This window comes from Streptomyces solitudinis, assembly GCF_036323765.1.
Taxonomy (GTDB): Bacteria; Actinomycetota; Actinomycetes; order Streptomycetales; family Streptomycetaceae; genus Streptomyces.
In genome coordinates, this window is sequence record NZ_JAZDCW010000002.1 from 240,481 (window position 1) to 261,816 (window position 21,336).

General features: G+C 72.8%; 22 protein-coding genes. All 22 read right to left on the reverse strand.

Translation table 11 applies throughout. The features are described from left to right. Positions 1-37: 37 nt before the first annotated feature. A complete protein-coding gene (locus V1J52_RS04765) occupies positions 38-862 on the reverse strand; it encodes a F0F1 ATP synthase subunit delta (RefSeq protein WP_330138313.1) in 825 nt (274 codons plus the stop codon). Beyond that, a complete protein-coding gene (locus V1J52_RS04770; protein ID WP_330138314.1) occupies positions 859-1,401 on the reverse strand; it encodes a F0F1 ATP synthase subunit B in 543 nt (180 codons plus the stop codon). The genes V1J52_RS04765 and V1J52_RS04770 overlap by 4 nt, the downstream gene beginning before the upstream one ends. 37 nt (positions 1,402-1,438) lie before the next feature. After that, positions 1,439-1,672, reverse strand: coding sequence for an ATP synthase F0 subunit C (gene atpE / locus V1J52_RS04775; RefSeq protein WP_330138315.1), 234 nt, complete (start codon positions 1,670-1,672; stop codon positions 1,439-1,441). A gap of 84 nt (positions 1,673-1,756) precedes the next feature. After that, on the reverse strand, positions 1,757-2,566 hold the full coding sequence (atpB, locus tag V1J52_RS04780) for a F0F1 ATP synthase subunit A (RefSeq protein WP_330138316.1): 810 nt from the start codon (positions 2,564-2,566) through the stop codon (positions 1,757-1,759). A gap of 264 nt (positions 2,567-2,830) precedes the next feature. Next, entirely contained in the window at positions 2,831-3,262 is a 432-nt protein-coding gene (locus tag V1J52_RS04785; protein WP_330138317.1) for a Cg1360 family ATP-synthase-associated protein, read from the reverse strand. Positions 3,263-3,490: 228 nt separating this feature from the next. Beyond that, a complete protein-coding gene (locus tag V1J52_RS04790) occupies positions 3,491-4,852 on the reverse strand; it encodes an MraY family glycosyltransferase (RefSeq protein ID WP_330138318.1) in 1,362 nt (453 codons plus the stop codon). Positions 4,853-4,944: 92 nt separating this feature from the next. After that, positions 4,945-5,598 (reverse strand): arsenate reductase/protein-tyrosine-phosphatase family protein, encoded by a 654-nt coding sequence (locus tag V1J52_RS04795; RefSeq protein WP_330138319.1) that lies wholly within the window; start codon positions 5,596-5,598, stop codon positions 4,945-4,947. Continuing rightward, positions 5,595-6,242: an L-threonylcarbamoyladenylate synthase gene (locus V1J52_RS04800; RefSeq protein ID WP_330138320.1), complete on the reverse strand. Its 648-nt coding sequence runs from the start codon at positions 6,240-6,242 to the stop codon at positions 5,595-5,597. Before V1J52_RS04800 ends, V1J52_RS04795 begins: the two co-directional genes overlap by 4 nt. Then, positions 6,243-7,124, reverse strand: coding sequence for a peptide chain release factor N(5)-glutamine methyltransferase (gene prmC / locus V1J52_RS04805; protein WP_330138321.1), 882 nt, complete (start codon positions 7,122-7,124; stop codon positions 6,243-6,245). Between the two features lie 29 nt (positions 7,125-7,153). Next, complete coding sequence (prfA, locus tag V1J52_RS04810; protein ID WP_330138322.1) at positions 7,154-8,224, reverse strand: peptide chain release factor 1; 1,071 nt, start codon at positions 8,222-8,224, stop codon at positions 7,154-7,156. 130 nt (positions 8,225-8,354) lie between these two features. After that, positions 8,355-8,573, reverse strand: coding sequence for a 50S ribosomal protein L31 (gene rpmE, locus V1J52_RS04815; RefSeq protein ID WP_330138323.1), 219 nt, complete (start codon positions 8,571-8,573; stop codon positions 8,355-8,357). A gap of 248 nt (positions 8,574-8,821) precedes the next feature. Further along, on the reverse strand, positions 8,822-10,873 hold the full coding sequence (gene rho, locus V1J52_RS04820; protein WP_330138324.1) for a transcription termination factor Rho: 2,052 nt from the start codon (positions 10,871-10,873) through the stop codon (positions 8,822-8,824). A gap of 356 nt (positions 10,874-11,229) precedes the next feature. Further along, positions 11,230-12,270, reverse strand: a complete 1,041-nt coding sequence (gene thrB / locus V1J52_RS04825) for a homoserine kinase (RefSeq protein WP_330138325.1) — start codon at positions 12,268-12,270, stop codon at positions 11,230-11,232. A 279-nt stretch (positions 12,271-12,549) separates the two neighbouring features. Next, positions 12,550-13,647: a threonine synthase gene (thrC, locus tag V1J52_RS04830; RefSeq protein ID WP_330138326.1), complete on the reverse strand. Its 1,098-nt coding sequence runs from the start codon at positions 13,645-13,647 to the stop codon at positions 12,550-12,552. A gap of 5 nt (positions 13,648-13,652) precedes the next feature. After that, positions 13,653-14,954, reverse strand: a complete 1,302-nt coding sequence (locus V1J52_RS04835) for a homoserine dehydrogenase (protein WP_330138327.1) — start codon at positions 14,952-14,954, stop codon at positions 13,653-13,655. 172 nt (positions 14,955-15,126) lie between these two features. Continuing rightward, a complete protein-coding gene (lysA, locus tag V1J52_RS04840; RefSeq protein WP_330138328.1) occupies positions 15,127-16,518 on the reverse strand; it encodes a diaminopimelate decarboxylase in 1,392 nt (463 codons plus the stop codon). A 17-nt stretch (positions 16,519-16,535) separates the two neighbouring features. Continuing rightward, positions 16,536-17,366, reverse strand: a complete 831-nt coding sequence (locus V1J52_RS04845; RefSeq protein ID WP_330138329.1) for a DALR anticodon-binding domain-containing protein — start codon at positions 17,364-17,366, stop codon at positions 16,536-16,538. Between the two features lie 49 nt (positions 17,367-17,415). After that, positions 17,416-17,892, reverse strand: coding sequence for a response regulator (locus V1J52_RS04850; protein ID WP_330138330.1), 477 nt, complete (start codon positions 17,890-17,892; stop codon positions 17,416-17,418). Positions 17,893-18,017: 125 nt separating this feature from the next. Beyond that, positions 18,018-18,800: a M23 family metallopeptidase gene (locus tag V1J52_RS04855; RefSeq protein ID WP_330138331.1), complete on the reverse strand. Its 783-nt coding sequence runs from the start codon at positions 18,798-18,800 to the stop codon at positions 18,018-18,020. 122 nt (positions 18,801-18,922) lie between these two features. Then, positions 18,923-19,852 (reverse strand): NlpC/P60 family protein, encoded by a 930-nt coding sequence (locus V1J52_RS04860; RefSeq protein ID WP_330138332.1) that lies wholly within the window; start codon positions 19,850-19,852, stop codon positions 18,923-18,925. Between the two features lie 109 nt (positions 19,853-19,961). After that, on the reverse strand, positions 19,962-20,588 hold the full coding sequence (locus V1J52_RS04865) for an RNA polymerase sigma factor (protein ID WP_330138333.1): 627 nt from the start codon (positions 20,586-20,588) through the stop codon (positions 19,962-19,964). A 39-nt stretch (positions 20,589-20,627) separates the two neighbouring features. Then, the gene (locus V1J52_RS04870; RefSeq protein ID WP_330138334.1) at positions 20,628-21,281 is read right to left on the reverse strand and encodes a M15 family metallopeptidase; all 654 of its coding nucleotides are present in this window, start codon (positions 21,279-21,281) and stop codon (positions 20,628-20,630) included. Positions 21,282-21,336: the final 55 nt, after the last annotated feature.

The following is a 21,336-nucleotide window of genomic DNA, read 5'->3' on the forward strand; positions in this document are numbered from 1 at the left end:
GCCGCTACGTACTGCTTGTTGAGTTGGTGTGGCCGGCTCAGCCGGCCATCCGCCGTTCGACCTCGTCGAGGCGGGCGGCGACGGAGCCGTCGATGACCTCGTCACCGATGCGCACCGTGATCCCGCCGAGGACCGCCGGGTCCACGTCGAGGTTGAGGTGCACCTGCCGTCCGTAGAGGCGGGTCAGTGCCGCGCCGAGGCGCTGCCGCTGTACATCGGTGAGCGGTACCGCGGAGGTGACGACGGCCACGGACCGGTCGCGGCGCTCGGCCGCCAGCCGGGAGAGGGCCTCCAGGCCCCCTTCCAGGCTACGTCCCCGCGGCTGACCGACCAGCCGGACCACGAGCCGCTCGGTGGCGGGCCGGGCCCGCCCGCCGAGCAGCCGGTGCAGCAGCTCCGTCTGCGCGGCCTTGACCGACGCGTCGCCGGTCTTGCCGCTGAGCGCGGCGCGCAGCTCGGTGGAGGACGCGACGATCCGGCCGAACCGGAACAGCTCGTCCTCCACGTCACCGAGGGTGCCGTCGCGGTCGGCCGCGATCAGGTCGGCGCTGTCGGCGAGCTGCTCGACGGCGTCCACCAGGTCGCGCGGCCGCGACCAGCGGGCCCGGACCATGCCGGTGACCAGGTCGGCGGTCGCCCCGCTGACCCGGCCGGCCAGCAGGCGGCCGGCGAGGCCCGCCTTGGCCTCGCCGGACTGCGCCGGATCGGTGAGGGTCCGGCGCAGCGACACCTCGCGGTCGAGCAGCGCGGTGACGGCGGCCAGCTCGTCGGCCAGCTCCCGCGCGTCGACGGACGTGCTGTCCGTCAGCGTGTCGAGCTGTCCGCGCGCGGTGGCCAGGGCCTCGCGGCTTGCTCCGTTCATCGGGCGGCCCCGGTGTCGGCCTTGGCCTCCAGCTCGTCCAGGAACCGGTCGATGGTGCGGCTCTGCCGGGCGTGGTCCTCCAGGGACTCCCCGACGAGCTTGCCGGCCAGGGCGGTGGCGAGCGTGCCCACGTCCTGGCGCAGCACCTGGGCGGCCTGCTTGCGGTCGGCCTCGATCTGGGTGTGACCGGCGGCGATGATCTCCTCACGCTGCCGCTGACCCTCCGCGCGCATCTCGGCGATGAGCGCGGCACCCTGCTCCTGGGCGTCCTGACGCAGCCGGGCGGCCTCGTGGCGGGCCTCGGCGAGCTGCGCCCGGTACTCGTCGAGCGTCTGCTGGGCCTCGGCCTGCGCGGCCTCGGCCTTCTCCATGCCCCCCTCGATCGCCTCGCGGCGCTCGTCCAGTGCCTTGTTGATGGACGGGAGGAGCTTCTTGGCGAAGACGAAGAAGACGATGCCGAAGGCGAGCAGGCCGATGACGACCTCGGGCCAGACCGGAAGCAGCGGGTTCTGCGCCTCCGTAGCAGCCAGGTTCATCATGGTGGACCTTTCGTCGTATGCGGCTGTGGCCCGGTCGTCAGAGGATGAACGGGACGACGAAGCCGATCAGGGCCAGGGCCTCGACGACCGCGAAGCCGAGCAGCATGTTCTGGCGGATGAGGCCGGCGGCCTCGGGCTGGCGGGCGATGGCCTGCACACCGTTACCGAAGATGATGCCGACGCCGATACCGGGGCCGATCGCGGCAAGGCCGTAGCCGATCGTGCCGACGTTGCCTTCAACAGCCGCGAGGGTCTCGAGAGCAGCAGACATTGCGTGGTTCCTTCTCTTGGTGGGCCGGTGGGTGGTTGGTCCACCGGACGTCTCAGGGGGTTTCGCTGGGTGCGCCGGGCAGGCTCAGTGAGCCTCTTCGAGCGCCTGGGAGAGGTAGGTGGCCGTCAGCACCGTGAAGACGTACGCCTGGAGAGCCTGGATGAACAGCTCGAAGACGGTCAGCACGATCGTCAGCACGAAGGACGCGGACGCGTAGACGGTGCCGAGGACGGTGCCCAGCATGTACCAGGTGGCGATCGTGAAGATCAGGATCAGCACGTGCCCGGCGAACATGTTGGCGAAGAGTCGCACGGCGAGGGTGAACGGCCGCACGAAGATGTTCGAGACGAACTCGATCGGCGTCAGGATGACGTAGATGGGCTTCGGCAGCCCGCCGGGGACGCACAGGTTGCGGATGCCGCCCACGAACCCGTTCGTCTTGAACGTCACCGTCATGTAGGTGGCCCACACGACGATGGCGAGACCGGCCGGGTAGGCGATGACCGAGCTGACCGGGAACTGGGCGAGCGGGATGAGCGCCCAGAGGTTCAGCATCCACACGAAGAAGAACAGCGAGACCAGGAAGGGGACGAAGGGCTCGCCCTTCTTCCCGATCACCTCGCGGACGATGCCGCGGCGCACGAAGTCGTAGCCGGCCTCGGCGACCATCTGGAGCTTGCCGGGAACGACCTTCGGCTTGGAGAACGCGGCCCAGAAGAAGGCCAGGATCAGGAACGTACCGAGCAGCGCCAGCAGCATCGGCTTGTTGAACTCGACGCCGCCGACCACGAAGAGCGGATCGAAGATGAACGACCACACACTGGGGGCTTCGAAGCCACAGTCCTTGAACAGGTGGCAGTCGGTCTCGAAGGCGAGCAACTGGTCACTACTCACCGCGAGCTCCTTCGGTCGGACGCATAGGTACGGCTACCTCGATGTGTCGGCGTGGCGCAGGCCACGGAGCGGCACTGGACTGGGTATCGCGGGAGGGGAACCGGCCGGCGCGGGGGCTCGGCGGCCCCGAGACGGGACGGGGAGCACGCAGCGCTGTCCCGCACAGCGCACGCTTCACTGCTCGCCACCCTCTCGGCGTCGGACCATAGCAGTCCGCCGGGGAGGCGCTTATGCCGCCCCTACCTTCGGCGCCCACCTGGCCACTCATGCGCGGGGCTCCGTCCGCCCGGCCTTCTGCGGCTCGGCGGGCTCGACGTAGAGGGTCTTGACACGGGTGCTCGTCCACGCCTGCGCGGCCAGCCACACCAGGAGGGCGCCGAGCACGGTGAACCCGAACACACGCCCGTCCATGAACGTGGCGTCGCGCAGCAGCGCGAGCAGGAGGAGCATCACCAGGATCTGTGTCGTGTAGACGAGGAATCCGGCGCCCAGGAGGAGTTCCGGCCAGCGCCGGCCGATGCGGCTCAGCGCGAGGAGGCCCGCGCCGAAGAACGCCAGCACCACCACGGTGCCCAGGCCCGCGCCCAGCGCACCCTCGGCACCGGCGACGGCCGCACCGACGATGACACCGATCAGGCCGGCGCACGCCGAGGGGATCGCGGCGCCGCGGAGAATCCGGGCGTCGTTCGACTGCATCAGTGCTGCTCCAGCAAGGGGACGGAAAAAGCGGTGACGTGACCGTCGGGGGCGAGCGTAACCGAGCGGCGCTCACGCACGGACGGGGCCCTATCGACGCAGGCCACCGACCTCCTCGCCGGTTCTCGTGAACGGTATCACAAACTATTTGATGAGGTCTTTACCAAGTTCGTGTGCATGCCGTCACACCGGGGAGTGGCCATGTGCTCCACCCTGCTGACGCACGGCTCAGGGCCGCGAATCGATCGTGCGGCGGTGCGCGCCGCGGTCGTGTTCGCTGACCGCCGTGGCCCCGTGCAGCCCGGCGGCGCGCGCCCGTGCGGCGGCGCCGACCGTCTCCGGCGCACGGGCCCCTGCGGAGGCGTCCTGCTCCGCCCGCCCCGCGGCCGCCCCGGGCTCCGGCTCCGCCTGCGGCTGCGTCGCCACGCGGCGGTAGCGGGGCGGGACCACCCGCTGCGCCCAGCGGGGCACCCGCGGGGTGAAGCGCGGCAGGAGCAGGACGACGAGCCCGGCCGCGCTCAGCAGCACGATGGCCAGGACGATCAGCAGGCTGCTGGACTGCACCGAGAAGGCCACGGCACCGAAGGCGATCAGGGCCGACCAGAAGTACATGATGAGCACCGCGCGGCTGTGCGAGTGGCCGATCTCCAGCAGCCGGTGGTGCAGGTGGCCGCGGTCCGCGGCGAACGGCGACTGGCCCTTCCACGTGCGCCGCAGGATGGACAGGGCGAGGTCGGCCATCGGCACCGCGAGGATCGTCAGCGGCAGCAGCAGCGGCATGTAGACCGGCACCATGGCCTGCACGCCCTGCCGGATGGAGCCCTCGTGGGCCGTGATGTTGTCCGGGTCCACCTGGCCCGTGACGGAGACGGCGCTGGCCGCCAGCACCAGGCCGATGAGCATCGACCCCGAGTCGCCCATGAAGATCCGGGCGGGGTGCATGTTGTGCGGCAGGAAACCCAGGCACATGCCGATGAGGATGGCCGCGAAGAGGGTCGCCGGGGACGCCTCCTGGATGCCGTGGCCGTACCAGATGCGGTAGGCGTACATGAAGAACGCGATGGCCGCGATGCAGACGACACCGGCGGCCAGCCCGTCGAGCCCGTCCACGAAGTTCACGGCGTTGATGGTGACCACGACCAGCGCCACGGTGAGCAGCGTGCCCTGCAACGCCGTCACCGCGACGTTGCCCACCCCGGGGATCGGCAGCCACAGGATCGTGAGGCCCTGCCACACCATGACGCCGGCGGCGATCATCTGCCCGCCGAGCTTGACGAGGGCGTCCACGCCCCACTTGTCGTCCAGCACGCCCAGCAGCCAGATGATCGCGGCCCCGGCCAGCAGCGCGCGCGGCTCGTCGGAGGCCGTGAACACCTCGCCGATGTTGAGGAGCTGGGAGGCCACCAGCAGGCCCGCGCACAGCCCGCCGAACATGGCGATGCCGCCGAGCCGCGGCGTCGGCTCGCGGTGCACGTCGCGGGCCCGGATCTGCGGCATGGCGCCCGCCGCGATGGCGAACTTCCGCACCGGCCCGGTCAGCAGGTAGGTGACCGCGGCCGTGACGCACAACGTCAGCAGATATTCCCGCACGGGCTCCCCAGGAGTTCTCGGGCGTCGTGGCCCACAGGCGTCTTGGCCCCACAGACTAGGACACGGTGAGGGTGGTGGCTGGTTCCGCACCCCTACGCGGGGGCGGGCACCCCGGTCAGTGCGGTGACCACCGGGTCGAGCGCGAGGCTGATCTCCTCCCCCACGCTGCGGAAGTACGTGATGGGCGCCCCGTACGGGTCGTACACCTCGTCCGCCTCGGCGCTGGGCGCCTGGAGCCAGCCGCGCAGGGCCGCCGCGGCCCGCACCAGGGCGCGGGCCCGCTCCGCGACCCCGCCGGGAGAGCCGGCGTCGGGCAGGCTGGCCGCGTCGATGGCCCGCACCAGGCGGGTGAACTCCTTGAGCGTGAACGTGCGCAGCCCCGCCGAATGGCCCATGGAGATCACCTGCGCACGGTGGTCACGGGTGGCGGTGAGCACCAGATCGGCGCGGATGACGTGCTCGTCCAGCAGCTCCCGCCCGGTGAAACCGCCCGGGTCGGCTCCGTAGTCGGCCAGCACGGTGGCCGCGTGCTCCTCCATCGGGGCGCCCTCGTGGCCCCAGGTGCCCGCGCTCTCGACGACCAGCCCGTCCACCCGCCCGCCGTCGAGCCGCGCCGCCAGAGCGTGCCGGGTGAGCCGCTCGGTGATGGGCGAGCGGCAGACGTTGCCGGTGGAGACGTGGAGGATGCGGAAGGGCGGGTCGGCCGGGGGGAAGACCGGTATGCCACGCCCTTCGGGCGAGGTCAACTGGCCTCCTCTAGATCGGGTACCACCTTGCGCAGCTCCTCGGCGCTGATGGCCCCGGCACGCAGCAGGACGGGCACCCGTCCGGTGACGTCCACGATCGAGGAGGGCACGTTGTCCTGCGTGGGGCCGCCGTCGAGGTAGACGGCGACGGAGTCCCCCAGCATCCGCTGCGCGCTGTCACAGTCCTGCGGCGCCGGGTGGCCGGTGAGGTTCGCCGAGGAGACGGCCATGGGGCCCATCTCGGTGAGCAGCTCGATGGCCACCGGGTGCAGCGGCATCCGGACGGCCACGGTGCCCTGCGTGTCACCGAGGTTCCACGTCAGGGACGGCTGGTGGCGGGCCACCAGCGTCAGGGCACCCGGCCAGAAGGCGTCCACCAGCTCCCAGGCCGCCTCGGAGAAGTCGGTGACGAGCCCGTGCAGGGTGTTCGGGGAGCCGACCAGCACCGGGGACGGCATGTTCCGCCCGCGGCCCTTGGCCTCCAGCAGATCGGCGACGGCCTCCGGGCTGAAGGCGTCCGCGCCCACACCGTAGACCGTGTCGGTGGGCAGGACGACCAGTTCGCCGCGTCGGACGGCGGAGGCCGCCTCGCGCAGCCCGTTACGGCGGTCGGTCGCGTCGGAGCAGTCGTAGCGCCGTGCCATTTACGGCACCTCCCTGCGGGCTGTGGCGAATCGGGGTCGGTTGTTGAGGTCGGGGTGGTCGGCGGCGTCGGCCCAGCCCCGGTCCTCGGTGAAGATCCACGGCACCTGGCCGCCCTGGGTGTCGGCGTGCTCCACGACGACCAGCCCGCCGGGGCGCAGCAGCCGGTGCGCGGCGCGCTCCAGGCCGCGGATCAGCTCCAGGCCGTCCTCGCCGGAGAACAGGGCCAGCTCCGGGTCGTGGTCGCGGGCCTCGGGCGCGACGTGCTCCCACTCGGTGAGCGGGATGTAGGGCGGGTTGGAGATCACCAGATCCACCTGGCCGTCCAGCTCGGGCAGGGCCGTGCGGGCGTCCGCGTGGTGCAGCCGCACCCGCGACCCCTCGACGTTCCGGCGTGCCCAGTGCAGGGCGCCCTCGTCCAGCTCGACTGCGTGCACCCGCGAGCGGGGCACCTCCTGTGCGAGGGCCAGCGCGATGGCACCCGAGCCGGTGCACAGGTCGACGATCAGCGGCTCGGCGACGTCCATCGCGCGCACCGCGTCTATCGCCCAGCCGACGACGGACTCCGTCTCCGGGCGGGGCACGAACACCCCGCGGCCCACCTGGAGCTCCAGGTAGCGGAAGAAGGCCCGCCCGGTGATGTGCTGGAGCGGTTCGCGGGCCTCGCGGCGGGCGACGGCCTCCCAGTAGCGGGCGTCGAAGTCGGCGTCGGCGACCAGGTGCAGCTCACCGCGCCTGACGCCGTGGACGTACCCGGCCAGCTCCTCGGCGTCGAAGCGCGGCGAGGGCACGCCCGCGTCGGCCAGCCGCTGGGTGGCCTGGGCGACCTCCGCCAGCAGGACGCTGCGCGGATAGGGGGTCCGCCCCCCGGGGGACTGCTGCATCGCTGTTCCTCACCCGTGCCCTGTGTGCGTCAGCTCGCCGCGGCCAGCTTGGCCGCGGAGTCGGCGTCGACGCACGCCTGGACGACGGCGTCCAGCTCGCCGTCGAGTACCTGGTCCAGGTTGTACGCCTTGAATCCGACGCGGTGGTCGGAGATCCGGTTCTCCGGGTAGTTGTAGGTGCGCACCCGCTCGGAGCGGTCCACCGTGCGGACCTGGCTGCGGCGCGCGTCGGACGCCTCCCGCTCGGCCTCCTCCTGCGCCGCGGCCAGCAGCCGGGCGCGCAGGATGCGCAGCGCCTGCTCCTTGTTCTGGAGCTGGCTCTTCTCGTTCTGGCAGGAGACGACGATGCCGGTGGGCAGGTGGGTGATGCGCACGGCCGAGTCGGTGGTGTTCACGGACTGCCCGCCGGGCCCCGAGGAGCGGTAGACGTCGATGCGCAGGTCGTTCGGGCCGACCTCCACGTCCACGTCCTCGGCCTCGGGCAGCACCAGGACGCCGGCGGCGGAGGTGTGGATGCGGCCCTGCGACTCGGTGGCGGGCACCCGCTGCACGCGGTGCACCCCGCCCTCGTACTTCAGGCGCGCCCACACGCCCTGGCCCGGCTCGGCGTTCGTCTTGGCCTTGACGGCCACCTGCACGTCCTTGTAGCCGCCGAGGTCGGACTCGGTGGCCTCGATCAGCTCCGTCTTCCAGCCCTGCCGCTCGGCGTAGCGCAGGTACATGCGCAGCAGGTCGCCGGCGAACAGGGCGGACTCGTCGCCGCCCTCACCGGCCTTGATCTCCAGGATGACGTCCTTGTCGTCGCTGGGGTCGCGCGGCACGAGGAGCAGGCGCAGCCGGTCGGTCAGCTCCTCGCGGCGGGCCTCCAGCTCCTTGACCTCACCGGCGAAGTCCGGATCGTCGGCGGACAGCTCGCGGGCCGTCTCGATGTCCTCGCCGGTGCTCTTCCAGGCCCGGTAGGCGCCGACGATGGGGGTCAGCTCGGCGTAGCGCTTGTTCAGCCTGCGCGCGCCGGCCTGGTCGGCGTGGATGGCCGGGTCGGCGAGCCGCCTTTCGAGGTCGGCGTGTTCGCCGATGAGTTCCTCGACCGCCTCGAACATCGGGGTTCCTCACTGGAAGACGAAGGGGTGGACCGCGCTGGGGCCCCGGTGCGGCACCGCGCGTGGCGACGACAAAGCGCCGGTCCCGCACCGCCTGGGCGGCGGGTACGGGGACCGGCGCTGAGGGTCGCTACTTGGTCCCGGCCTTCTTGCCGAAGCGGGCCTCGAAGCGGGCCACGCGGCCACCGGTGTCGAGGATCTTCTGCTTGCCGGTGTAGAAGGGGTGGCACTCGGAGCAGACGTCGGCACGGATGGTGCCGTCGTTGACGGTGCTACGGGTGGTGAACGACGCGCCACAGGTGCAGCTGACCTGGGTCTCGACGTACTCCGGGTGGATGTCGCGCTTCACGGTGTCTCCTAGTGATCGGGAGGGCGCCGGGTCGCCGCGCGGGATGCGTTCGGCGTGAACCGGGGCCGACGGTCCAGTCTGCCATCAGGTGGGCCGTACCTTCAAAACGCGCCGGCCCCGCCCCTTGTTCCAGGGCGCGGACGGCGCGCGGGCCCGCCCTTGGACGCGCCCGTCCGGTGCCGCGGGGCGCGGGCCGCGTCGGCCGTGCGCTCCGCGGCACCGGACGGGAGGCGGGGTGCGGGAGCCGGTCAGTCGCCGTTGCCGGGGGCCGGTGTCGTCTTCTGGATCTGCATGAGGAACTCGGCGTTCGACTTGGTCTGCTTCATCTTGTCCAGCAGCAGCTCGATCGCCTGCTGCTGGTCGAGGGCGTGCAGCACCCGGCGCAGCTTCCAGACGATGGCCAGCTCGTCGCTGCCCATCAGGATCTCCTCCTTGCGGGTGCCGGACGCGTCCACGTCCACCGCCGGGAAGATCCGCTTGTCCGAGAGCTTCCGGTCGAGCTTCAGCTCCATGTTGCCGGTGCCCTTGAACTCCTCGAAGATCACCTCGTCCATCCGCGAGCCGGTCTCGACCAGCGCGGTGGCCAGGATGGTCAGCGAGCCGCCGTCCTCGATGTTGCGGGCGGCGCCGAAGAACTTCTTCGGCGGGTAGAGCGCCGTGGAATCCACACCACCGGACAGGATGCGGCCGGACGCCGGGGCTGCCAGGTTGTAGGCGCGGCCCAGGCGGGTGATGGAGTCCAGCAGCACGACGACGTCGTGGCCCAGCTCCACGAGGCGCTTGGCGCGCTCGATGGCCAGTTCGGCGACCGTGGTGTGGTCCTCGGCGGGGCGGTCGAAGGTGGAGGAGATGACCTCGCCCTTGACCGACCGCTGCATGTCGGTGACCTCTTCGGGACGCTCGTCGACGAGGACGACCATCAGGTGGCACTCGGGGTTGTTGCGGGTGATGGCGTTGGCCACCGCCTGCATGATCATCGTCTTGCCGGTCTTCGGCGGGGCGACGATCAGACCGCGCTGCCCCTTGCCGATGGGCGAGACGAGGTCGATGATCCGGGTGGTCAGGGAGCCCGGGTCGTGCTCCAGCCGCAGCCGCTCCTGCGGGTACAGCGGGGTGAGCTTGCTGAAGTCGGCGCGGCCGCGGCCCGATTCGGGCGCCATGCCGTTCACCGAGTCCAGCCGCACGAGGGCGTTGAACTTCTCGCGGCGCTCGCCCTCGCGGGGCTGGCGGACGGCCCCGGTGACGTGGTCGCCCTTGCGCAGCCCGTTCTTGCGGACCTGCGCCAGGGAGACGTACACGTCGTTGGGGCCCGGCAGGTAGCCGGAGGTGCGCACGAACGCGTAGTTGTCGAGGATGTCGAGGATGCCGGCGACCGGGATCAGGACGTCGTCCTCGGCGATCTGCGGCTCGAACTGCTCCTCGCGGTTGTTGCGGCGGCCCCGGCGGTCGCGGTACCGGCCGCGGCGGCCCCGGCGGCCGCCGTCGAAGTCGTCGTCGTCGCGGTTGTCCCGGGCGTCGCGGTTCTGCCGTCCCGAACCCTGACCGCCCTGACCGCCCTGCTGCTGGCCCTGGTTGCCGTCGCTCTTGCCGCCGCCGTCGCCGCCCTTGCGGCGGTCGCGCTGGCGGTCGCGCTTGGACGGCCGGTCCTGCTGACCCTGCTTGGCGTCGCTGTTCTTGCCGTCCTGCTGGGACTGCCCGGCGCCGTCGGCCTTGGCGTCCTGCTGCTTGTTCCTGCCCTCGGCGGTGTCCGCCGCGGCCTCGGCCTTGGCCTGGCCGCGCTCGGCGCCGTTCCTGGCGTCGGCGGTCTGCGTGTCGGCGGCCGGTGCCTCGCCCTTGCCGCGGCGCCCCGCGCCCGGCTCGTCGCTCACGGGCTGCCCGGGGATGTCGATCTGCTGCTGGGACGTCTGGGACGCCTGGGACGGCTGGCCCTCGCCGGCCGTCTCGCCGCCGGCTGCGGCCTCGCCCGTGCGGGCGCGGGAGGTGGAGCGGCGCTTGGGCTTGTCGGCGGACTTCGCGGCCTCGCCGTCGCCCGCGGCGGCGCTCGGGGAGCCCGAGCCGCCTTCGGCCTGCTTCTCCCGGATGACCTCGATCAGCTGGCTCTTGCGCATACGCGCCGTGCCCCTGATGCCGAGGCCGGACGCGACCTGCTGTAGCTCCGCCAGGACCATGCCCTCAAGGCCGGTGCCGGAACGGCGCCGCCGCCCGGCAGTGCCCGAGGGAGCACCGGAGGCAGGCGCGGCAGAGGCGTCCGTGGCAGGCGCGTCGGCGTTCACGCCCATCAGATCGGTGGTGTCGCTCACGAAGGGTCCTTCCCTGGAGCGGACGTCGGCCTGTCTGGCTCGGCGACCGGTTGTGCTGTCCGGCTGCGGCCCTGGGTTCGCGGACCGTGCCGGGGCGGTGGTCCCGCCTGTGCGTACGGCGGAGGAATCAGTTCATCGACTGGCGCGGCAGGGTGACCTGCGTCGTTCGCGCCGGTTCCGGGGCAGGCTCGGCACTGCTCGGCAAAGTGCTCGGACAGTGTGGGAGGCTCCCGGAAGAGGGGGTGGCCCCGGAAGGGGGCGCTGTGCATCGCACCACGTCGGCTGCGGGTGCAGACTTGAGGTTAACACTACCGGGTCTTTCAAACATTCCCCCTCTCCCAGACCGGCAATCGTGTTCACTGCTCCCGGCCGGTGCCGGGGGCCGCGCCGGTGACGTCGGCGGACGCGCCGCTGGTGGCGGGGGTGCCGACGGCCCCGTCCGCGCCTCCCGCGGCTCCGGCCGTGTCGGTGAGCGGCAGGACCGCGGCCCCCGACAGATCCAGTGGCAGCCGGTTCGCCGTCCACCCCGCGCCGGTGGCCCTGGCGATCTTCTCGGCCGCCTCCACGGTGCCGTCCGGGCCGTCCTGGGCGAGGGCGAGCACCGTGGGACCGGCCCCGGAGATGACGGCCGGCACGCCCTCGGCGCGCAGCCGGTTGACCAGGTCCACGCTGCCGGCCATCGCCGGTGCGCGGTACTCCTGGTGGAGGCGGTCCTCCGTGGCGGACAGCAGCAGTTCGGGGCGCCGGGTCAGCGCTTCCACCAGCAGCGCGGCGCGGCCCGCGTTGGCGGCGGCGTCCACGTGCGGCACGGTGCGCGGGAGCAGCCCGCGGGCCGTCTCCGTCAGGATCGGCTTGCCGGGCACGAACACGACGGGGACGACGGCGGGTGCCGGGTCCATCCGGATGGCGCGCGCGGCGCCGCCCTCCGTCCAGGCCAGGGTGAAGCCGCCGAGCAGGCAGGCGGCGACGTTGTCGGGGTGGCCCTCGATCTCGGTGGCCAGTTCGAGCAGCGCGGTGTCGTCGAGCCTCTCGGGGCCGCCGGTGGTCACCGCGCGGGCGGCGACGATTCCGGCGCAGATCGCCGCCGAGGACGAGCCGAGGCCGCGGCCGTGCGGGATGCGGTTGGCGCACACGATCTCCAGGCCGCGCGGCTGCCCCCCGAGCAGGTCGAACGCGGTGCGCAGCGACCGGACGAGGAGGTGGCGCTCGTCACGGGGGACCGTCTGCGCCCCCTCGCCCGCGATGTCGATGTGCAGCCCGGAGTCGGCGACGCGGACCACCACGTCGTCGTACAGCCCCAGGGACAGGCCGAGGGCGTCGAAGCCGGGCCCGAGGTTGGCGCTGGTGGCGGGCACCCGCACCCGGACGGCGGCGGCGCGGAACGCTGGACCGGCCATCGCTCGATGACTCTCCTTGGTTGGTGGGTGAGCAGTGCCCCGGATACCGGCGAGCGCGGGATACCGGAACCCGGCCCGCGCGGACGCCGCTGTGGGCGGCTCCCGCAGGGAACGCGGTACAGGCCCGCGGCACATGCGTGCGCGCTGGGCGGAGGCTGCTCCTAGCCTATCGAAGGAAGGTTCTGTGGCGACATAGGGCGCACAGGAGGCGCACGATGCGTGTCGCACACCGCCCTGTGCTCCTTCGCTCCGGGCGCCCGCCCGCGCGGGGCGTCCGTCTCAGGCCAGGCCGAGGCGGGCGGCCGCCGCGGCGGCGTCGACCGGGACGGTGACCGGCTGCGGGGCCCCGGCCACGGCCCAGTCGGGGTCCTTGAGGCCGTTGCCGGTGACCGTGCAGACGATGCGCTGCCCCCGGTCCACCTTGCCCTGCTCGGCGGCCTTCAGCAGCCCGGCCACGGACGCCGCCGAAGCGGGCTCCACGAAGACGCCCTCCTGCGCGGACAACAGCCGGTAGGCGGCGAGGATCTGGCGGTCGGTCACCTCGTCGATGAGGCCCCCGGACTCGTCCCTGGCCTGCTCGGCGCTCTCCCAGGACGCCGGGTTGCCGATGCGGATCGCGGTGGCGATGGTGTGCGGGTCCTTCACCGGCTCACCGCGCACGATCGGCGCGGAACCCGACGCCTGGAAGCCCCACATGCGCGGGGAGCGGGACGCGGGGCCGTCGGCCGCGTACTCCCGGTATCCCCGCCAGTAGGCGGTGATGTTCCCCGCGTTGCCGACCGGCAGGACGTGCAGGTCCGGCGCGTCGCCCAGCATGTCGACGATCTCGAAGGCGGCCGTCTTCTGCCCTTCGATGCGCACCGGGTTCACCGAGTTCACCAGCGACACCGGGTAGTTGTCGGACAGGCCGCGCGCGAGGTCGAGACAGTCGTCGAAGTTGCCGTCCACCTGGAGGATCTTCGCGCCGTGCACGAGCGCCTGGCCCATCTTGCCGAGCGCGATCTTGCCCTGCGGCACCAGGACGGCGCACACCATCCTGGCCCGCACCGCGTAGGCGGCCGCCGAGGCGGAGGTGTTGCCGGTGGACGCGCAGATGACGGCCTTGGCCCCCTCCTCCTTGGCCCGGGAGATCGCCATCGTCATCCCGCGGTCCTTGAAGGAGCCGGTGGGGTTGGCGCCCTCGACCTTGAGGTACACCTCGCAGCCGGTGCGCTCGGAGAGCACCTGCGCGGGGACCAGCGGCGTGCCGCCCTCGCGCAGGCTGACCACCGGAGTGGAGCCGCTGACCGGCAGGCGGTCGCGGTACTCCTCGATGATGCCGCGCCACTGGTGGGTGGCCGGGCGGACGGCCCCGGCGGCGTTGTCGGTTGCGGACATCTTCCTCATTCCCCTTCGACCCGCATGATGCTCGCGACACCGTGGACGGTGTCAAGGCTGCGCAGCGCCTCGACGGTCGCGCTCAGCGCGGCGTCGGTCGCCTGGTGGGTGACGACGACCAGCGACGCGTCCCCGGCCACGCCCTCCTTGCCCTGCTGCCGGACGGTGTCGATGGAGACGCCGTGCTCGGCGAAGACCAGCGCGCACTGGGCCAGGACACCGGACTTGTCGGCCACGTCCAGGCTGATGTGGTAGCGGGTGACGACGTCGCCCATCGGGCTCACCGGAAGCTGCGCGTACGCCGACTCGCCGGGGCCGCGTCCGCCACCGGTCTTGTTGCGGCAGACGGCCACGAGGTCGCCGAGGACGGCCGAGGCCGTCGGGGAGCCCCCGGCCCCCGGCCCGTAGAACATCAGCCGCCCGGCGGCCTCCGCCTCGACGAAGACGGCGTTGTACGCCTCGCGGACCGAGGCCAGCGGGTGGCTGAGCGGGATCATCGCCGGGTGCACCCGCGCGGTGACCGAACGTCCGTCGGCGGCCCGCTCGCAGATGGCCAGCAGCTTCACCGTGCAGCCCATGCGGCGTGCGGAGGCGATGTCGGACGCGCTGACGTCCGTGATGCCCTCGCGGTGCACGTCGTCCAGCCCGACGCGGGTGTGGAAGGCGATCCCGGCGAGGATGGCCGCCTTCGCGGCGGCGTCGAAGCCCTCGATGTCGGCGGTCGGGTCGGCCTCCGCGTACCCGAGCGCCGTCGCCTCGTCCAGCGCCTCGGCGTACCCGGCGCCGCTGGTGTCCATGCGGTCCAGGATGAAGTTGGTGGTCCCGTTGACGATGCCGAGCACCCGGTTGACCTTGTCCCCGGCCAGCGACTCACGCAACGGCCTGACCAGCGGGATCGCCCCGGCGACAGCGGCCTCGTAGTACAGGTCGGCGCCGTGCTTGTCGGCGGCCTCGTGCAGGGCCGGTCCGTCCTCGGCCAGCAGCGCCTTGTTGGCCGAGACGACGCTCGCCCCGTGCTCCAGGGCCGTCATGATGAGGCCGCGGGCCGGTTCGATGCCGCCGATGACCTCCACGACGACGTCCACGTCCGGCTGTTTCACCAGAGCTTCCGCGTCCGTGGTGATCAGGTGCTCCGGGACGCCCTCGCGGACCCGCCCCGGCCGGCGCACCGCGATCCCCGCCAGCTCCACCGGGGCGCCGATCCGCGCGGCGAGGTCGTCCGCGTGCGTCGTCATCAGGCGCGCCACCTCGGAGCCGACCACTCCACAGCCCAGCAGCGCCACCCTCAGCGGACGCGTACGCATCATCTGACCTCGTCTCCCGGGTCTCGGATTCCGCGGATTCCTTGAATCCCTGTCGGTTTCGGTGCCTCAAGTCTCACGCACCGGTCCACCGAACCCCTACGGAGTCCAGTATGTGAAATATCGCTCCCGGCCTGTGAACGGCCGTGCACGGCCTCCCCGCGCGGTGCGGGCCGGGTCAGCCGACGTCCAGCCGCAGCAGGTCCTCCTCCGTCTCCCGGCGGACGATGACCCGGGCCACTCCGTCCGCGACCGCCACGACCGGCGGGCGCAGCGCGTGGTTGTAGTTGCTGGCCATCGAACGGCAGTAGGCGCCGGTGGCCGGAACCGCGAGGAGGTCCCCGGGCGCCGCGTCGGCGGGCAGGAAGGCGTCCCGGACGACGATGTCGCCGCTCTCGCAGTGCTTGCCCACCACCCGGCTGAGCATCGGCTCGGCCGTGGAGCTGCGCGAGACGAGGGAGACGGAGTACTCGGCGTCGTACAGCGCGGTGCGGATGTTGTCGGACATGCCGCCGTCGACACTGACGTAGGTGCGCAGCCGCGGCAGCGGCTTGACCGTGCCGACCTCGTAGAGCGTGCAGGTCGTCGGACCGGCGATGGCCCGGCCCGGCTCGACCGACAGCCGCGGCACGGCCAGCCCGGCCAGCTCGCACTCGCGGGTGACGATCTCGTGCAGCGACTTGGCGATGTCCTGCGGCTCCCTGGGGTCGTCGTCGGCGGTGTAGGCGATGCCGAGGCCGCCGCCGAGATCGATCTCGGGCAGCTCCACGCCGTGCTCGTCGCGGACGTCCCTGAGCAGGCCGACGACCCGGTGGGCGGCGACCTCGAATCCGGAGGTGTCGAAGATCTGCGACCCGATGTGGGAGTGGATGCCGGTCAGTTCGAGCCCGTCGAGCTTCAGGGCGCGGCGGACGGCTTCGGCGGCCTGGCCCCCGGCCAGGGGGATGCCGAACTTCTGGTCCTCGTGGGCGGTCGCGATGAACTCGTGGGTGTGCGCCTCCACGCCGACCGTCACGCGGATCTGCACCCGCTGGCGGCGGCCGAGCTGCTGGGCGAGGTGGGCGACGCGGGCGATCTCCTGGAAGGAGTCCAGCACGATGCGGCCGACCCCGGCCTCGATCGCCCGGCGCAGTTCGCGCGTGGACTTGTTGTTGCCGTGCAGGGCGATCCGCTCGGCGGGCATCCCCGCCGCCAGGGCGGTCGCCAGCTCGCCTTCGGAGCACACGTCCAGCCCCAGGCCCTCCTCGTGCAGCCAGCGCACCACGGCGCGGCACAGGAACGCCTTGCCGGCGTAGAAGACGTCGGCGTCCGGGCCGAACGCCTGGTTCCAGGCGCGGCACCGGGCACGGAAGTCGGCCTCGTCCAGGAGGTAGGCGGGGGTGCCGAACTCCTCGGCGAGATCCGTGACGCGCAGCCCGCCGACGGTCAGCACACCCTGCTCGTCGCGGGCGGCCGTCCGCGACCAGACGCGGGCGTCGATGGTGTTCAGGTCGGCGGGCGGGGGGGCGTGGTGGCCCTCGGGCAGGACGTCGGCGTGGCGGGGGCCTGCGGGGTGGGCGGAACGGCTCATGTCTGTCTCTGATCCCCTCAGAGGTGGTCCGGTGCGCTGATGCCGAGCTGGGACAGGCCGCCGGCCAGCACCACCCCGGTGGCCTCGGCGAGGGCCAGCCGGGCGCGGTGGGCGGCCGTGGGTTTCTCGTCTCCGCGGGGCAGCGGCGGGTGGGCGTCGTGGACGTCGAAGAAGGCCGCCGCCGTCTGCTGGAGCAGCCGGGCGAGGGCCGCCGGGGTCACGGCGCGGCTCGGACGTGCGGCCTGGTGCGGGCGCGCGGCCTGGCCGAGTGCGTCGGCGCGGCGGGCGGTCTCCGCGAGGAGGGCCGTCAGGGTCTCCTCGGCCGGTGCCGTGCCCGGTCCGGGCTCGGGACGCAGGCCGAGGTCGGCGGCGTTCCGCACCAGGGACCGCGCCCGGGCGTGCGCGTACTGCACCTGGAACAGCGGACTGCTCACGCGCCGTTCGTACGTCACCGGCGTGCCCGTGACGGCGGACCACCGGGCGGCGTCGGCCGCAGGGTCCTCCGCAGGCGCGGCGGGACGGGGGCGGGCGAGCAGTTCGCGCACGACGGCGGTGCGGGCCCCGGCTCCCACGGTGATGTTGAGGAAACCGGCTCCCGCCACCTCCACCCGGTCGATGCCGGGATCGGCGCTGAGGCGGTCCCGCAGGACGGCGGCGATCCGCGGCGCCGGGCGGTCCATCAGCGGGGCCAGCCGGAGCGCCAGGTTCGACGCGTAGTCGGCGTCACCGCGCGGCGGCCGGCGCAGGGTCACGCGGTCGGGCAGCCCGGCCGGCTCGGGCAGCTGCCCGGCGGCCACGGCGTCGCGCAGGGCGAGCCGCACGGTGCGCGAGAGCTGGGCTGGGGTCACGGGCCAAGCGTAAGGAGCCGGACGCCGCACGGGCGAATCCGTCCCACTCTCAGGGACGCCTGACCACGGATTCGGCGGTGCCGGGCACGGAGGGCGACGGGGTGGCGGGCGGTGCGCCGGAAGCGGAGGCGACGGAGGCCGGGGCGACGGGAGCGCCGGGGGTGCCGCCGTGGCGCAGGCGACGCATCAGACGGACCAGTTCGGCGGGCTCGAAGGGCTTGGCGAGGAAGGCGTCCACGCCCCGCCCGGCTCCGAGCTGGGCGCAGCCGCTGACGATGGCGACCGGGATGTGCCGGGTGCGCGGGTCCGTGCGCAGCCGCTCGGCCGTGCGCAGGCCGTCCAGGCGGGGCATGGTCACGTCCAGCGTGACGACGTCAGGGCGCACGTGGTGCACGACTTCGAGGCACTCGGCACCGTCGGCCGCGGTCACCACCTCGAAGCCTTCCAGTTCGAGATTGACCCTGATCAGCTGCCGGATCGCCGCGCAGTCATCCACGACGAGCACCCGGCCGGATGTGCCTGCCACGCGTCCCAGCGTAGGGGCGGGCCGCGCGGCCCGTCCGGCTTTTCCCCCGTTTCCCCCGGCCGGGGTGGCGGCGGGGCTGGGGAACCGAGGGGTTCCGCAGCCCCGCCGCGCCGTGGGCTGGGCGGTCAGCAGGTGCGGACGCCCGGGAGCCAGGCGGCCGAGTGGTCGATGTAGATGTTCGAGATGTAACCGCCGAAGTCCGGCAGGTAGGACCAGGCGTCGTTCTCGTAACCCTCGGCCCGCACCAGATCACCCCGCTTCTGACACGTCACCCGCACCGCCGTCGGACCAGCCAGCGTGCGGACGACGCTCGCGTTCAGCCGGGCCTCCGCACGCACCCGCACACCCGTACCCCAGGTGGTGAAGTTCGTCTGGCCCCCGCCGCCGCCCGGGGTGCACGGCAGGCTGACGCCGCGGTCGGCGAGGTAGCGGATGGGGTCGATACCCGTCCGTGTCGAGGTGTTGGGCTGCACCTCGAAGTGCAGGTGCGGGCCGGTGGACTGGCCCTCGGAGCCCATGAGGGCGATCTTCTGCCCGCCGGAGACGCGCACGTTGGCACCGACGAGACGGCTGTACATGTGCCCGTACTCGGTGACCGTGCCGTCGTCGTGCCGGATGCGGATGGACTGCCCGTAGCCGCTCGCAGCGCCCGAGTGGATCACGGTGCCGGGGCCCACGGCGTAGATCGGGGTGCCCTTGACGTTGGCGATGTCCACGCCCTCGTGGCCACCGTGGAAGCCCTGGCTGACGCGTCCCGCGGCGGGGCAGGACCCGGCGTAGGCAAGCGCCGCGGCCGGTGCCGCGGCCGGTACGGCGGTGTTCGCCTGGGCGGTGACGGCGGTCAGGGGCAGCATGGCGGTGGCCAGGGCCGCGATCAGTGCGGCGCGGCCACGGCGGATTGCAAGCATGAAACGGTTCCTCTCAGAGGGTGAGTGAGTGGCGGAGCGGGCCGGGAAGACGGAGGAGCACCGGCCAGCCGGTGTCCGGGGCGGGGCCGCCGGTGTGCCGTGGAGGCGGCCCCGCCGGGCGGTCAGCAGGTGCGGACGCCCGGGAGCCAGGCGGCCGAGTGGTCGATGTAGATGTTCGAGATGTAACCGCCGAAGTCCGGCAGGTAGGACCAGGCGTCGTTCTCGTAACCCTCGGCCCGCACCAGATCACCCCGCTTCTGACACGTCACCCGCACCGCCGTCGGACCAGCCAGCGTGTGCACGGTGCTCGCGTTCAGCCGGGCCTCCGCACGCACCCGCACACCCGTACCCCAGGTGGTGAAGCGCTGGCCGCCTTCGTCCGGCGGGGTGTCGGAGTCCGTCAGACGCAGCGCCCCGGCGTACTCGGCGTTGAGGCGCACGTCGCTGACCATGATCCTGGTGCCGGATTCGCGGGCCTCGACCATCTTGCCGTTGCCCAGGTAGACGGCGATGTGGTGCACGGAGCCGAGGTTGCGGGGGTCCTTGCCCCAGAAGAGGAGATCGCCCGGGAGCAGTGGCGCGGTGCCCTGGGAGCGGCCGAACCGGGCGACCGCCCCGCTCCACTGGGCCTGGTTCCAGGAGCCTTCGGGCAGCAGGATGCGGGCGCCCTGCCAGGCGGCGTACTGCACCAGGTGCGAGCAGTCGAAGCCCTTGACCTGGCTGTCGTTGCCGCCGGGACCGCCGCCGGGGTAGTCCTGCCCGTAGGTGGGGCCGTGGATGCTGCCGCCGCCCCAGGAGTAGGGCACGCCAAGCTGCGAGCAGGCGGCCCGCACGATGGCTTCCGCCTGCTGGGACGCGCCGCTCTGGAGGGGCTGGCACTGGGCGGCGGCCGTCTGGGCGGACGCGGCCGAGGGCAGGGGCGTGGCGGTGGCCAGGCCGGTGCCCGCGACGCTGAGCGCGGCGGCCAGGAGGAACCCGGCACCGGCTCGGGCGAGTGGCGCTGCGGGCAGGGTGGGCGTGAGGGTGGTGAGACTCCGGGACGGGCGGTGCATGGTTCCCCCTGAGGTTCGGTGCGCTGGCTTGACCGGGTCGTTGCTGATCGTTTCGTCGGTGATCGGATCGCTGGCGGGCCGGTGAGGGGTCGGCCGGGGCGGGTCCGGGTCAGGAACCGGCCCCGGACGGGCTCGTCGGGTGGGGGCGTCGGGTGGGGGCCGGCCGGTCAGCCCGGAGCGGCCCTCGCTGGAGGGACGGAAGTGAACGGCGCCTCGTATGACCGCTCGTCCCGTTCTTCGCGCCGAGTGCCGTGCGGAGCTTGGCCAGCGCGCGCTGCCGGTTGCGCTGCACGCTGCCCCGGTGGGTGCCCAGCCGCTGCGCCGCCGCGTCGTGCGACATGCCGTGTACGTCGATGAGGATGACCGCCGCCGCCTCCTTGGGCGTCAGGCGGTCCAGCAGCGCCTGGAGGGTGAGCTGCCACTCGCACGCCGCGACACCGCCGTCCCAGCCGCGGTCGGGCAGCTGGTCGGTGCAGCGTTCACGGTGGGCGGGGCTGCGCCAGCTGTCGCGCAGCAGGTTGACCGCGGCGGTGACCGCGTAGGCGTAGGGCGCTTCCGGCCGGGTCAGCCGCGAGGCGCGGACCCGTGCGGACAGGCGCAGGTACGTCTCCTGCACCAGGTCGTCCGCGTCGTACGGGTTGCCCGTCACCGTCAGCAGCCGGTGGCGGAGCCGGGGCATGACCGCGGCGAACGCTTCGTCGAACTCGCTCTCGGTCATGCGGGTGGTGCCGTTCACGTACTTCCCCCTTGTGCGTACTCCTGTGCGTGGAACCGGTCACCCGCCGTCGGACACGGGCCCGTAGGCCGCGGCGGGCTCCTGGCCGAGCAGCGCCCAGTACCGGTCACCGAAGGACCAGTGCCACCACTCGGTGGGGTAGTTGACGAAGCCCTGGGCGCCGAGGGCTTCGTCCATGAGTGCCCGGTTGCGGCGGGCCTCGGGGCTGGTCGGTGCTGCCGTGCGGCAGGCTCCGCCGCTCTCCTCCGGGGTGGCGTTCACCTCGGTACCGAGCGGCAGTTCCTCCCCTTCCTCGGTGCACAGCGTCAGGTCCACCGCGCCCCCGGTCACGTGGGGCGCGACCTCGGGCGGGGATATGTAGGCGCTGGCGAGCGCCCGCAGGCGCTCCGGGGGCTCCCCGGGCCGGGCCTGCCGCAGGGTGCCGAGGTACTGCTCGAAGTACCGCCGCTGAAGGCTGGGCGGCCGGTAGCCCTCCACGACGAGGAAGCGCACTCCGGCCGGGAGCCGCTCCTGCGCGGCCAGCAGCCGTTCGACGGCGCCGGCGCGCAGGTGGGCGAAGGCGCCGGTGCCGTCGGCCTGGCGTTCGTCCACCCGCAGCCGGGTGACGGTGCGCAGGTCCACCAGGGGCTCGTCGCACTCGGCGACGGGCACGGCGGCCACGCGGGGATCGGAGAGCAGGATGATGTCGGGCACAGGACCAGCGTGGGCCCGGTGGTTGCATTTCTTCTGCAGATCCTCTGCAGAGCCG

Bases quoted from the DNA above. Each gene is read 5' to 3' on its own strand.
- V1J52_RS04765 (WP_330138313.1), bottom strand. From the start codon at position 862: ATGAACGGAGCAAGCCGCGAGGCCCTGGCCACCGCGCGCGGACAGCTC.
- V1J52_RS04770 (WP_330138314.1), bottom strand. From the start codon at position 1,401: ATGATGAACCTGGCTGCTACGGAGGCGCAGAACCCGCTGCTTCCGGTC.
- atpE (WP_330138315.1), bottom strand. From the start codon at position 1,672: ATGTCTGCTGCTCTCGAGACCCTCGCGGCTGTTGAAGGCAACGTCGGC.
- V1J52_RS04785 (WP_330138317.1), bottom strand. From the start codon at position 3,262: ATGCAGTCGAACGACGCCCGGATTCTCCGCGGCGCCGCGATCCCCTCG.
- V1J52_RS04800 (WP_330138320.1), bottom strand. From the start codon at position 6,242: ATGGCACGGCGCTACGACTGCTCCGACGCGACCGACCGCCGTAACGGG.
- prmC (WP_330138321.1), bottom strand. From the start codon at position 7,124: ATGCAGCAGTCCCCCGGGGGGCGGACCCCCTATCCGCGCAGCGTCCTG.
- prfA (WP_330138322.1), bottom strand. From the start codon at position 8,224: ATGTTCGAGGCGGTCGAGGAACTCATCGGCGAACACGCCGACCTCGAA.
- thrB (WP_330138325.1), bottom strand. From the start codon at position 12,270: ATGGCCGGTCCAGCGTTCCGCGCCGCCGCCGTCCGGGTGCGGGTGCCC.
- thrC (WP_330138326.1), bottom strand. From the start codon at position 13,647: ATGTCCGCAACCGACAACGCCGCCGGGGCCGTCCGCCCGGCCACCCAC.
- V1J52_RS04835 (WP_330138327.1), bottom strand. From the start codon at position 14,954: ATGATGCGTACGCGTCCGCTGAGGGTGGCGCTGCTGGGCTGTGGAGTG.
- lysA (WP_330138328.1), bottom strand. From the start codon at position 16,518: ATGAGCCGTTCCGCCCACCCCGCAGGCCCCCGCCACGCCGACGTCCTG.
- V1J52_RS04855 (WP_330138331.1), bottom strand. From the start codon at position 18,800: ATGCTTGCAATCCGCCGTGGCCGCGCCGCACTGATCGCGGCCCTGGCC.
- V1J52_RS04860 (WP_330138332.1), bottom strand. From the start codon at position 19,852: ATGCACCGCCCGTCCCGGAGTCTCACCACCCTCACGCCCACCCTGCCC.